Annotated in this window: 11 protein-coding genes; 8 read left to right on the top strand and 3 right to left on the bottom strand. The window is 62.4% G+C overall.

The annotated features are described in order from the left end of the window. The first annotated feature begins 3 nt into the window (after positions 1-3). The 6 genes from ACTXG5_RS25770 to ACTXG5_RS25745 all read left to right on the top strand — a co-directional run bounded on the left by ACTXG5_RS25770 (position 4) and on the right by ACTXG5_RS25745 (position 6,822). Entirely contained in the window at positions 4-813 is an 810-nt protein-coding gene (locus ACTXG5_RS25770) for an SDR family oxidoreductase (RefSeq protein ID WP_445161477.1), read from the top strand. A 328-nt stretch (positions 814-1,141) separates the two neighbouring features. Further along, positions 1,142-2,116 (top strand): cyclase family protein, encoded by a 975-nt coding sequence (locus tag ACTXG5_RS25765; protein ID WP_445161476.1) that lies wholly within the window; start codon positions 1,142-1,144, stop codon positions 2,114-2,116. A 296-nt stretch (positions 2,117-2,412) separates the two neighbouring features. Then, positions 2,413-3,588, top strand: a complete 1,176-nt coding sequence (locus tag ACTXG5_RS25760) for an alpha-hydroxy-acid oxidizing protein (RefSeq protein ID WP_445161475.1) — start codon at positions 2,413-2,415, stop codon at positions 3,586-3,588. 218 nt (positions 3,589-3,806) lie between these two features. Continuing rightward, positions 3,807-4,667, top strand: a complete 861-nt coding sequence (locus ACTXG5_RS25755; protein WP_445161474.1) for a 3-hydroxyacyl-CoA dehydrogenase — start codon at positions 3,807-3,809, stop codon at positions 4,665-4,667. A 100-nt stretch (positions 4,668-4,767) separates the two neighbouring features. Next, positions 4,768-6,198: an SDR family NAD(P)-dependent oxidoreductase gene (locus ACTXG5_RS25750; RefSeq protein WP_445161473.1), complete on the top strand. Its 1,431-nt coding sequence runs from the start codon at positions 4,768-4,770 to the stop codon at positions 6,196-6,198. 114 nt (positions 6,199-6,312) lie between these two features. Continuing rightward, positions 6,313-6,822: a DUF1003 domain-containing protein gene (locus ACTXG5_RS25745; RefSeq protein ID WP_445164595.1), complete on the top strand. Its 510-nt coding sequence runs from the start codon at positions 6,313-6,315 to the stop codon at positions 6,820-6,822. Positions 6,823-6,856: 34 nt separating this feature from the next. Here ACTXG5_RS25745 and ACTXG5_RS25740 read toward each other — a convergent pair whose 3' ends face one another. From ACTXG5_RS25740 to ACTXG5_RS25730, 3 genes are read right to left on the bottom strand one after another with little or no spacing between them, the layout of a single operon-like run. Then, entirely contained in the window at positions 6,857-7,585 is a 729-nt protein-coding gene (locus ACTXG5_RS25740; RefSeq protein WP_445161472.1) for a class I SAM-dependent methyltransferase, read from the bottom strand. Positions 7,586-7,603: 18 nt separating this feature from the next. Beyond that, positions 7,604-8,779: a glycosyltransferase gene (locus ACTXG5_RS25735; protein WP_445161471.1), complete on the bottom strand. Its 1,176-nt coding sequence runs from the start codon at positions 8,777-8,779 to the stop codon at positions 7,604-7,606. Next, on the bottom strand, positions 8,776-9,741 hold the full coding sequence (locus tag ACTXG5_RS25730; RefSeq protein ID WP_445161470.1) for a UDP-glucuronic acid decarboxylase family protein: 966 nt from the start codon (positions 9,739-9,741) through the stop codon (positions 8,776-8,778). The genes ACTXG5_RS25735 and ACTXG5_RS25730 overlap by 4 nt, the downstream gene beginning before the upstream one ends. 222 nt (positions 9,742-9,963) lie before the next feature. On the opposite strand from ACTXG5_RS25730, the gene ACTXG5_RS25725 reads away from it, so the two are divergent. Together ACTXG5_RS25725 and ACTXG5_RS25720 are read left to right on the top strand one after the other, a co-directional pair. Next, positions 9,964-10,548 carry an HD domain-containing protein gene (locus ACTXG5_RS25725; RefSeq protein WP_445161469.1) on the top strand — a complete coding sequence of 195 codons (585 nt, stop codon included), beginning with the start codon at positions 9,964-9,966 and terminating at the stop codon, positions 10,546-10,548. A gap of 151 nt (positions 10,549-10,699) precedes the next feature. Next, positions 10,700-11,887, top strand: a complete 1,188-nt coding sequence (locus tag ACTXG5_RS25720) for an AI-2E family transporter (protein WP_445161468.1) — start codon at positions 10,700-10,702, stop codon at positions 11,885-11,887. Positions 11,888-11,919: the final 32 nt, after the last annotated feature.

Below are 11,919 nucleotides of genomic sequence, written 5' to 3'. Positions count from 1 at the left end.
GAAATGACACCACGAGGTGAACTTCCTGCGAACCCCGGACTGGACTTGACCGGCCGGACCGCGATCGTCACCGGCGCTTCGCGCGGTATCGGGTTGGCCGCAGCGCAAGCTATCGCAGCAGCCGGCGGCAATGTTGTGCTGACGTCTCGTTCCCAGGAGTCCGCGGATGCCGCGGCCATACAGGTGAACGGGTCCGCGGTGGGCGTCGCGGCGCACGCCGTCGACGAGGAGGCAACGCGGCGCTGCATCTCCATCACCCTGGAGCGGTTCGGCAGTGTCGACATCCTGATAAACAACGCCGGAACCAATCCTGCGTACGGCTCGATCATCGACCAAGATCACGCCCGGTTCGCCAAGACGTTCGACGTGAACCTCTGGGCGCCGATCCTGTGGACATCTGTGGCAGCGCGCGCCTGGATGGCCGAGCACGGGGGCGTCGTAGTCAACACCGCGTCCATCGGTGGCATGGGATGCGAACCGAACCTGGGGTTGTACAACACATCTAAAGCGGCCCTGATCCACATCACCAAGCAGATGGCGCTCGAGCTGTCGCCCAAGATCAGGGTGAACGCGGTCGCGCCGGGCGTGGTGCGGACCAAACTGGCCGAGGCACTGTGGAGGGAAAACGAACTAGAGGTAGCCGCATCCACCCCGCTCAACCGGATCGGCTCACCCGAGGATATCGGCGCGGCCATCGCGTTCATCGCCTCAGATGCAGCGAGTTGGATGACGGGTGAGACCATCGCGATCGACGGTGGTCAGCGGCTCGGTGATGCCCGTCTGTTCCGGGGCGGAGCCGCCGTTGGTGTGTGACCGCTAACAAACCGACGGGTACTTCGTCGGTATGACGTTTGCGTCGGAATGCAATAGTGAATGACAGCAAGTGATTTCGCGGCTTCACCGGTCAACCGGGGTGAAAGTTCAGGTGGTCGGATGGGCGCGTGTTAGCGTCCTCCGGCAATGAAAGCCTACCAAAGTTGTTCTTGAGTACTAGCTTCCGGCATCGACGTTGTTCCGGCGGATAACGACAACTCACGACGTTTGCAGAAGGCTGAGGGTGTAGCAGCGAATGGGCCTACGCCACGACTCGTGTGATAGGCCCCGCCGGCTCGTCTGAAAAGTCGACAAGAGGAGGGTTCAAATGGCTGACCCGCGAACGACTACCGAAGAAACTGTGCTGACAACGGCAGGAATTGAGGCATACCTGACATCCTTATCCAACTGGGGGCGGTGGGGCGACGATGACCGGATCGGCACCCTCAATCTCATCACCGACGAGGTCAGAGTTGCAGCAGCCTCCATTATCCGGACCGGCCGGGCCATTTCGTTATCTCGCCCGATCGACCCACTCGACCCGGATCCGTTGGACTCGGGTTTCGCACTGGTGCAGCGCTTTATGACCCTAAACGAGGTTACCGACCACCTCGGTCGCGAGATGCGATACGAAGCCGTCACCGAGTATGTGGGGATCGCTGCACATGGTTCCAACACCCATATCGACGGTCTCGCACACTATTCCTGGGACGGTAAGAACTACAACGGCTTCGCGAAAAGCGATACTAATTCACTGCATGGTGCGCGATCGCTGTCGATGGATCAGGCGGAGCACGGCTTTATCACGCGAGGGGTGTTATTGGACATTGCCGCCCTGTATGGCGTCGCCTGGCTCGAGCGCGGCCACGCGGTCACGCCGGACGAACTACGAGCCGCTGAGCAACGCCAGGGCGTCACCGTCCGTGCCGGCGATGCCCTAATGGTGCATACCGGGAATGCGGCGGCGATATTGAGCGAAGGTCCTGACGGGGAGGGTATTTCGGCGCGTCAGGCAGGTCTACACGCCAGTTGCCTGCCATTTCTGCGGGAGCGTGACGTGTCCATACTTGGTAACGATGGCGTTCAGGACGTCCAGCCATCGGGATTCGGCGTGGACTTCATTCGGCCGATTCACACGGTGGCCCTCGTCGCCCTCGGCCTGTGGCTGATCGACAACGTGAACCTCACCGAACTGGCGGAGGCCTGCGCGGAGGAGAACCGTTGGGACTTCTTCTTCGCGGCTCTGCCGTGGCGAATGAAGGGCGTCACATCGAGCGCTTCCAATCCCATAGCCGTCTTCTAGCGAGGAAGTCAAACGATGAGCTGGCAGCGGCGAGATGGCCCGAAGACAACACCATTACTCGCTCCGCGTCAATCTCGCGGTCGACGACATCACCATCGAGCCGACCTTTCACCGCGCGGTCGACAGGCTAAGCCGTGAGATCTGTTGCTGATCGAGTATTCGAGATCATGTGCCGTAGAACAATATTCAGCCTGCGGGATTGTTTCCGACTACATCGACACCGTCCGAAGGTGTCACGATGATGACCAGTGTGTGGTCGTCATGACCATCTAATCCTCGACACAAGGGGCAGGACCATGACTAAGAATTTTGGGGACTTTCAGTGGAGCGTCTATGGCGACGCGGTACGAGGCATAAGCTCGCGGTACCCGTTCGACTTTGAATCGATTGAGCGGAAAGCCATTGACGCGCTCCCGGACTGGGTGTACCGATATGTCTCGGCCGCGGCGGGGGACGGTCGCACTCAGCGTGCCAACATCGACGCATATTCGCGTTACGGGATCATTCCCCGAATGATGGTCAGCCCGCCCGAGCGCGATCTGTCCATCGACTTGTTCGGCAAGCATCTGCCCTCGCCGATGTTCATGTCCCCGATAGGCCTGATCGGTTTGTGCTCGCCGGACTTTCAGGGAGACGTGGCCTCGGCCCAGGCATCGGCCAATACCGGTGTGCCGTTCACGCTGTCAACGTTCTCGCAAACCCCGCTGGACGAAGTCATCAAGCATGCTGGGTCCACGCCAAGCTTTTTCCAACTGTATCTGCCGGGAGATCGCGAGCTGGCCGCCAGTTTCCTCGATCGTGCTGAGAGCAGCGGATATTCCAGCGTGGTGGTGACCGTTGATTCCTGGACGCTGGGCTACCGGCCTGCGGACCTCGCGATCGGAAACTATCCGCAAGCGCGTGGCTTCTGCATGGAGAACTATTACTCCGACGAAAACTTCACCAAACATCTCGCGAAGCCACCACACGAAGACCCCCCGGCGACACTGCGTTACTACGCCTCGATCTTCGCGGTCCCGCTGGCCTGGGACGACCTTCGCTGGATCCGTGCCAACACCAAGCTTCCCCTCGCGGTGAAGGGGATTCAGCACCCCGATGATGCGAGGTTGGCGATCGACAACGGTGCCGACGTACTTTACGTGACCAACCACGGGGGCCGACAAGCGAATTCGGGGCTACCGACCCTTCAGTTGCTGCCTGGAGTGGTCGCCGCGGCGGGCTCCGCTCCGGTGATGTTCGATGGCGGCATACGCAGCGCCACAGATGCCGTCATTGCTTTGGCATTGGGAGCAACGGCCGTCGGTCTCGGCCGGTCCTACGCGTACGCCCTCTCCTATGGCGGCGCCGAGAGCTTGACGCACTACCTGAGATCTTTCCTCGCCGAGCTGGATCTGTGTTTAGCGATCTGCGGGTTCAAGGACATCGCGAGCCTCAAAGAGGCTGGGGCCGAACAGGCACTGACCTTCCAATGATCGTTAATAGCAGGGACGCCCGCCACAGGTCTCCCTGTCGGGCACTTCGCCGGCGCGACACGTTTGATTCCACCTTGGAGCCTAGGTGGGCATCGTTCTGTGGCCCACGGCTTCAGCAACCGAGCGATCTGGAGTAGAGCCACATGGTTAGTTCGCGAATGCAGGAACCGGAACAGACGGTCGGCGACCACGCAACCGCCGGCCGTTTGTTCCTGCTTGTGCTCAGCGACGACTGCGTCGTTTCGCTGAAACCGGACGGTTCCGACCGCAAGGTCATCATCACCGAGTGCAGATACCCCGATGGCCCCGCGGTGGACGTCGCGGCGGGACACATTTATTGGACCAACATGGGCAACCCCGCGGAGAACGACGGTTCCATCGAGCGAGCCGACGTCGACGGGCAGAATCGCCAGACGATTGTTCGCCCGGGCGACACATTCACTCCCAAGCAGCTCCAGCTCGAAAAGAAGAGCGGAAAGTTGTACTGGTGCGACCGCGAGGGCATGCGACTGATGCGCGCCAACCTCGACGGCTCGAACATCGAGACCCTCGTGGACACCAGCCAGGGCGACGCGCGACCGGGGCCGCATGCTTCGAAGTGGTGTGTGGGCGTAGCCATCGATGTCGATGGCGGCAAGGTGTACTGGACGCAGAAGGGTCCTGACAACGCCGGCCAGGGCGGCATTTTCCGTGCCGGCGTCGAAATTCCCACAGGACAGACGGCATCTAATCGAGCAGATATCGAAGTTCTGTATCACGGGCTTCCCGAACCGATCGATCTGGAGCTCGATCTCAACAATCGCGTCATGTATTGGACCGATCGGGGCGATCCGCCGCGCGGTAACACGGTCAATCGCGCGCCGATGGATGCGGATGCGAAGGGACGCCCCGCTCCTGAGATCGTGTTTACGCACTTGATGGAGGGAATCGGCATCGCCCTGGATCTGAAGGGCGACCGAATGTTTGTCACCGACTTTGGGGGCAATGTTTTTTCGGCCAGGCTCGATGGCTCGGACAAGAAGGTCCTGCTAGTCGCTCAGGGAAACCTGACCGGTATCGCATATTCCGAACTGTCTTGAAAGAACTCCAACGCTCCCGGGTCAAAGAGAGAGCCAGATCGCCCAGGTGGTCCGGGGCTGGCTGTGACGCCGTAGGTGAATAACGCCGTACTCTTCCAACGTGAACGCGATCGACCCGGACAAGCTCAACACGTGCCTACAGGTGCTCGCCGACATCGAGTCGTTGCCGCCCGAGCATCCCGATGCCGTCACAGTGCGTCGGGCCACCGCGAGCATATTCAAGTCGGTCAAGAAGGCCCGCCGCGATGCCAAGCGCGACGCGGTTGCGGCCGCCGATCGCGGCGTCACCGCGGCCACCGCCACCGGTGCGCCGGGCCGAATCGACGACGAGACTCGGGGCCTGCCCTTGGTGTCCACTGCGGTCGGGGCCTCCGCAGGAACGTTGCTTCGGCCGCGCGCGTGCTACATGTGCAAGAACCACTACACGGTGGTCGACGCCTTTTACCACCAACTCTGCCCGGAGTGCGCCGCACTCAGCCACGCCAAGCGCGACGCTCGCACCGACCTCACCGGTAAGAAAGCCCTGCTCACCGGTGGCCGCGCCAAGATCGGCATGTACATCGCGCTGCGACTGCTCCGCGACGGCGCCCACACGACCATCACCACCCGCTTTCCGAACGACGCCGTACGCCGCTTCAGCGCGATGCCCGACAGTGCCGACTGGCTGCACCGGCTCCGCATCGTGGGTATCGACCTGCGCGACCCCGCTCAGGTCGTCGCCCTCGCGGACGCGGTGGCCGCGCAGGGCCCACTGGACATCCTGATCAACAACGCCGCTCAGACGGTGCGCCGAGCGCCTGGCTCCTACTCGGCGCTCGTCGCGGGGGAGCGCACCCCGCCGCCGGAGCTCGTCTCGGAACCAGTCGAAGTCATCACGTTCGACCGCGTCAGCGACGCCCATCCCGCCGCACTTGCCGGAAGCCTCCAAGAGCACCAAACTCCGCACGCGGTGACCGAACTGGCACTCACGGCACGCAGCGCGTCTCCGGATCGGATCGGCGCGGGCACCGCCATCGACGCGGGTGGCCTGCTGCCCGATACCGCGTCGATCAACAGCTGGACCCAACGCGTGCACGAGGTCGACGCAATGGAACTGCTCGAGGTTCAGCTGTGCAACCAGACCGCGCCGTTCATTTTGGTGAGCCGCCTGCGCCCGGCGATGGCCGCTTCAGCTTCCCGCCGCACGTACGTGGTGAATGTGTCGGCAATGGAAGGGCAATTCAGCCGCGCCTATAAGGGCCCAGGGCATCCGCACACCAACATGGCGAAGGCCGCACTGAACATGCTCACCCGCACCAGCGCCGCTGAGATGCTGGAGCAGGACGGCATTCTCATGACCGCCGTCGATACGGGCTGGATCACCGACGAGCGTCCACACCCGACAAAGCTGCGGCTTGCCGACGAGGGTTTCCATGCCCCGCTCGACCTCGTCGACGGTGCCGCCCGTGTGTATGACCCAATCGTCCGCGGGGAGTCCGGCGAAGATTTGCACGGCTGCTTCCTCAAGGATTACTCGCCGAGCAATTGGTAGTAAGGCACCCGCCGCCCTTCCCGTCGGCGGGCGATATTCAGTGAATAGCACTGTGCGAGAGAATGATTGGTCTCGCGATCGCTCACGCCCTCGAGCGGGACTGGGAAAGCGGTGATGCCGATGCCGCGAAACGAGGTCAGAATGAATCCTATGGACCCGGAAAAACCGAAGATGACAATCCCGCGCTTCACCACCGATCGGCACATCCCCCAACTCATCCCGCACAGGTTGTTGCGCGATAGTCAGATCCACCACCCGGTCGTGCTGGCGGAGGCCAAGAGACGAAGCGAGAAACGTCACTTGCGGTTGGCCGATCGCATTACCGCGTTCGCGGGCTCGATGAACTTCGTCTGGCTTCACGCGGTCGTTTTCGCCGTGTGGATAGCGCTATTCGAAAAGTACTCGTGGCCGATACTGGCGCTGGTGGTCTCACTTGAAGCGATCTTTCTGTCGACGTTCGTCATGATCGGCCAGAATCGCCAAGCGGCCTTCCAACAGGCCCAGGCCGACCACGACTTTGAAGCTCAGGAACTGGAGCTCAAAACCAACACCGAGCTGACCCGCCAAATCCAAATCCTCACAGAGGAATTGCACCGCCACATCATCGGCGGGTCCGTATCTTGACGATCCTCGACGCGGCATGTGGGCGGCACGCCGGTCAGTCCTCGGCGGTCACGTTCTGAATTTGCGTTGCCGAGACACTGCGATACGACGGCAACTCAAAGTCGGGGAAGTAGATGTTGTCCTCCCGATTCCGCATCCGCTCTGACCAGTACTTCTGGTCAGCGGCTGAGGTACAGGCGTAGATCTTCGTATACGTCGCGGCGAAAGGGAACAACAAGCCGTTGCCGACTGCCTGCCATACGGCTGCGGCCACGCCGGGGGTTTGGACGCCTCGATAGTCGTCCATCGCGATCACGCCCCGTTTGGCCGTGTGCGTCACGACGAGACTGATGTCCTTGGCGACGCACTGGTAGCTGTGACAGCCGTCGATGTGGCTGAAGCGGACCATGCGGTCTCCGAGGTCGAGCGCCGATGACTCGCAGACTTCAAGCGTTGGCCGGCGAGTGTGGAACCGATCCCAGTTGGCCAGGAACTGCTCCTGCTCCAGGCCCGAGTATTCCTGGCGTGGGGCCTGAGCGATGTCGGCGTGCTCCATCACCGCGCCGAACAAATCACAGATCACGAATTCTTCATCGTCACGGAGGCCGTATCCCATCAAGATGGCGGACTTACCTTGATACGCGCCGATCTCCAGCAAATCGCCCTTGATGCCCTCGGCCGTCTGGCGAGCGAGCAGATTGCCGAAGAGCTCGACGTCGGCCTGATAGAACCAGCCGTCGACCTGGTCCATCTCCTCGGTATAGAGAATCCAGGGATCGGTCATAATCCGCTCCTTCGCCGATCAGTCCACGTGCCCGAGACGGGCCGCCTCTTCGAGGAGATCGGCGGCAGCAGCAGCGCTTTCGGCTGGTGTGGCCATCTGTGCGGCGACCTCGCGGGTTCGAGTCACGCACTGTTCAGTGAGGATGGAGCGCAGATCCGCGACCAGCGTATCCAACGTCGCCTCAAAGAAGGGCCGCCCAACGCCGACTCCCAGGTGGGTGACCGCATTGGCCCACAACGGCTGATCGACCGAGACCGAAAGGGCCAACGTCGGAATTCCGGCGCGTATGCCCGCGAACGTGGTGCCGGGGCCCCCGTGATGGACGACCGCGCGGCAAGCGGGAAAAACGGCCGAGTGGTTCACCGTGCTGACAACCTTCACGTGGTCGAAATGCGGGACCTGGACGAAATCACTCGACCCGCTGCAAATCAACGCGCGCTCGCCTAACTGCGCGCAGGCCGCGCTGATTACCGCGACCGTCTCAGCGGACGAGGGGAGTCGCACGCTGCTGCCAAAGCCGAAGTAGATCGGCGGCGTCCCGGCGGCAATCCACGACGAGACATCAGTGTCGGCATCCGCCGGCAACTCCAGCGTCAGCCCGCCAACGAACGGCCGCCGTAGGTCGTATTTCGCCCAGTCGGCTGCCAGCCCGGGAAAGAAGAGTTCGTCGTAGGCCTGGATCTCCAGCGATCGTCGCGTCGAAGGGCCCGTTTCTTCTGGCAGGCCCAGTGCTCGGCGTTGGACGTCTTCTGCCTCCCTGGCTACGTGCCGATCCGTACCACCAGGATCAAGCGGGAAGATGTGCAGCGCGGCCAGCGGAATGTCGTAGTACTCCGCAACATTGGCGGCCAGCCCCTGCTCGCTTGCGTCCGTCAATAACAGGTCGGCCCCATCGGCCAGCGACGTCAGCGACGTGCCCAGCTCCGGCCAGAGTTCGTTGATATGCCTCAGAACTTCCCATGCGGCCATCATGGGATGCGGCGTATTCCCGTATGTGCGTTCGATATTCGCGTTGTGTAACACCTGGTCCCGGCCATGGGGGACCCCAGCAAGCCCCGCCGATTCGATGAAGCTCAGAAAATTAGGCGGGACCGCCGTGCATACTTCGTGACCCCGGCGCTGCAGTTCCCGACCGATGGCGGCGCACGGCTCGATATCGCCTCGACTTCCCAAGCTGGCCAGCACAAATCTCACGGCGCGCCTCTTGCAGCTACATCTGATGACGCTCTGAAATATTCGATAGTTTGCGCGACCCCCTCTGCGAAAGGGACTCGTGGATGCCAGCCGAGCCTGGACTCGGCGAGGCCGATGTCCGGCGTGCGCTTCCTCGGATCCTCCGGCGGCAGGGCCTTGAAGACGGTCGCCGAGGAGGACCCCGTCATTTCCTTGATGCGGCTCGCGGTCTCGAGAACGGTAAGTTCGGCCCGGCCGCCGAGGTTGACTGGTCCGGTGAACGCGGGTTCGCTCGCTGCCATCTTCACGAGCCCGTCGACGAGGTCGTCTACATAGCAGAAGGAACGGGTCTGGGTGCCGTCGCCGAAGACGGTGATCGCTTCTCCCCGCAGCGCCTGGACGATGAACGAGGAGATGACTCGACCGTCCGCGGGGTCCATCCTCGGGCCGTAGGTATTGAAGATGCGGACGACCTTAATAGGGACGCCGTAGCGGCGCGCGTACTCGAGCATCAGCGTCTCCGCAACTCGCTTGCCCTCCTGGTAGCAGGCGCGCGCGCCGAAGGAGTTGACGTTGCCCCAGTAGCTCTCGACCTGGGGATGGATCGTCGGATCCCCGTAGACCTCGCTGGTGGAAGCCTGCAGAACGGTTGTCCCATTCTCGCGCGCCAATTCGAGGAGGTTTCGCGTCCCGACGTAGTTCGTCTCAAGGGTGAACAGGGGATCGCGCTGGTAGGCGCGCGGGGATGCGGGGCAAGCCATGTTGAAGATGACATCGAGCGGACCCGCCACCGCCGCGCCTGTCGGTCGGGTGATGTCGTGCTCGATGAAACTGAAGCCCGGATCTCCCTCAAGGTGTTTGACGTTCTCGCGCCTGCCGGTACAAAAGTTGTCGATCCCGACGACCTCGATGCCGTCGCGGCGAAGACGATCGCACAGGTGGGACCCCAAGAACCCGGCGGCGCCCGCCACGAGGGCTCTCACGATGTTTATGCTCCTTAGTTCCGGCCCACGCCGTGGTGCTCAAAGCCCTCGGCCCGCAGGCGCTTTGGATCATAGGTGTTTCGGCCATCGAACACGACCTGGCCTCGCCTGTCCGACTTAACAGTACCGGCAGATCAGAAGGCATATTGCCTGGTAGGGCCTCGGGTTCGATTCCCGGCAGCGTCACCACCGTCTATCTGGCAACAGACGTACGCTCAATTCGTGATCACGCCGGAGATCCTCCGCAGCTTGCCCCTGGCCGACGAGATCTTCGAGTCTCACCGCCAGCACGCCCACGGCGACGACGCCTACAAAGCGCACGTCTACCGCGTCGTGAACTTCGCCCGCGCGTTCGCTCCATCTACACCCGACCGCGACGACAAGCTCACGATCGCCGCAGCGTTTCATGACCTGGCCGCATTCGACACGCTCGACTACCTGGTGCCGTCGATCGAGGCGCAGGATGCATGGCTGGAAGAGACTGGCCGGCAGAGTTGGTCCGACGAGCTGGCGCTCATCGTTGCTGAACATCATCGGCTTTCCAGATACGGCCCGACCCGGCCCCACGCGCCGCTCGTGGAGGCTTTTCGGCGGGGTGACCTCGTCGACGTCAGCCAGGGCCGAATCCGATTCGGTCTTCCGAGTTCCTACGTCAAGGAAGTGCGCGCGGCTTTTGACGCCAGCGTCTTCTTCAAGCGGGTGATCCCTTCAGGGGCACTACGGGCAGTCCGAAAGCTCCAGCTGCCCGGGTTCCTGCTTCCCAGCAACGCACTGGTCCGCTCTGGTCATGAAGGTATCGATCGCTGAGTGGATGCGGTGTTCTAGCTACCGTCTCGTCGTCGATCCCCGCCAGTCACGTCCCGATGGAGTGCGATCGAAACTGGCCTGTTCGCAGCTCGGGAAGCGGGTACTCGGGGAACGCGGATCTGTTCCGCCGATGGATTAGCGGAGGCTTCACATGACCGGAGTTGACAACGACCTCATCACCGAAGGTCGAGACGCCGAAGTGGATCGCGATCTGGTTGCCCAACCTCACGAGCAGGAGGGCCCGGTCGCCGAGGCAGAAACCAGTGCGGCCGAGATGAGTTCCGACGAGCAGCCCCTCGGCCGGCTGGGGCGCCGCTTTGATCGGCGGTCGCCCTTTTTCGTCGGGATGGCAGCGGCCGCCGGTGTCGCGGTCACCTACGGGGCGGTCCGTGTGCTGGAATCCATGGCCTCGATATTGGTCCTCATCGGGGTTGCGTTCTTTCTTGCACTCGGTCTTGAACCGGCCGCCTCCTGGTTCGTCAACCACAAACTGCCGCGGTGGGCGGCGACCACGCTGGTGTTCGCCATCTTTCTCACGCTGTTGGGTACCTTCGTCGGTGCCGCGATTCCCCCGCTCGCCCAACAGGCGGGTGAGCTGATACGCGAAGCGCCGCACTACGTTCAGCAGGCCCAGGACCACTCCTCGGCAGTCGGCAGGCTCAACGACCGCTTCCACCTACAACAGCGGATTACCGACGCCGTCAACGGTTCGGGTGGATCGGTTCTCAACGATGTGGTCAGTGCGGGCACCGCCGTCTTCGAAGCAGTTGCCGACATACTCATCGTCGCGGTGCTCACGGTGTACTTCCTGGTCGACATGCCCCGCATCCGCACCACGCTGTACCGGTTGGTGCCCCACAGTCGTCGGCCCCGCGCCATCCTCATCGGTGATGAGGTCTTCGCCAAGGTGGGTGCCTACGTCCTTGGCAACGTGATGATCTCGGTCATCGCCGGGGTCGCCACCTTCATCTGGCTGATGGCCTTCTCAGTTCCCTATCCACTGCTGCTGGGTATCTTCGTGGCAATTTTCGACTTGATTCCCGTCGTCGGGTCGACCATCGCGGGTGTGGTCGTGGCCGCTGTCGCGCTCACCGTGTCGCTTCCGGTGTGCATCGGAACCACCGTGTTCTTCGTGGTGTTCCGGCTTGCCGAGGACTACCTGCTGGTGCCCAAGATCATTGGGCGGGCGGTCAAGGTGCCGGCGCTGACCACCGTCGTGGCCGTCTTGATCGGTGGCTCGCTGCTCGGGATGGTCGGAGCTCTTGTTGCCATCCCGATTGCCGCCGCGTTGCAGCTGCTAGCGGAGGAAATCCTCTTTCCGCGACTCGACACCGGCTGAGGCAGTTCTCCAGGTCGGCGTCCTGCTGGGAC

This window comes from Mycobacterium sp. Dal123C01 (genome assembly GCF_052566995.1).
This window is presented reverse-complemented; position numbering and strand designations above follow the sequence as displayed.

Coding starts and splice junctions, on each gene's coding strand:
- ACTXG5_RS25770 (WP_445161477.1), top strand. CDS start 4: ATGACACCACGAGGTGAACTTCCTGCGAACCCCGGACTGGACTTGACC.
- ACTXG5_RS25765 (WP_445161476.1), top strand. CDS start 1,142: ATGGCTGACCCGCGAACGACTACCGAAGAAACTGTGCTGACAACGGCA.
- ACTXG5_RS25760 (WP_445161475.1), top strand. CDS start 2,413: ATGACTAAGAATTTTGGGGACTTTCAGTGGAGCGTCTATGGCGACGCG.
- ACTXG5_RS25745 (WP_445164595.1), top strand. CDS start 6,313: ATGCCGATGCCGCGAAACGAGGTCAGAATGAATCCTATGGACCCGGAA.
- ACTXG5_RS25740 (WP_445161472.1), bottom strand. CDS start 7,585: ATGACCGATCCCTGGATTCTCTATACCGAGGAGATGGACCAGGTCGAC.
- ACTXG5_RS25720 (WP_445161468.1), top strand. CDS start 10,700: ATGACCGGAGTTGACAACGACCTCATCACCGAAGGTCGAGACGCCGAA.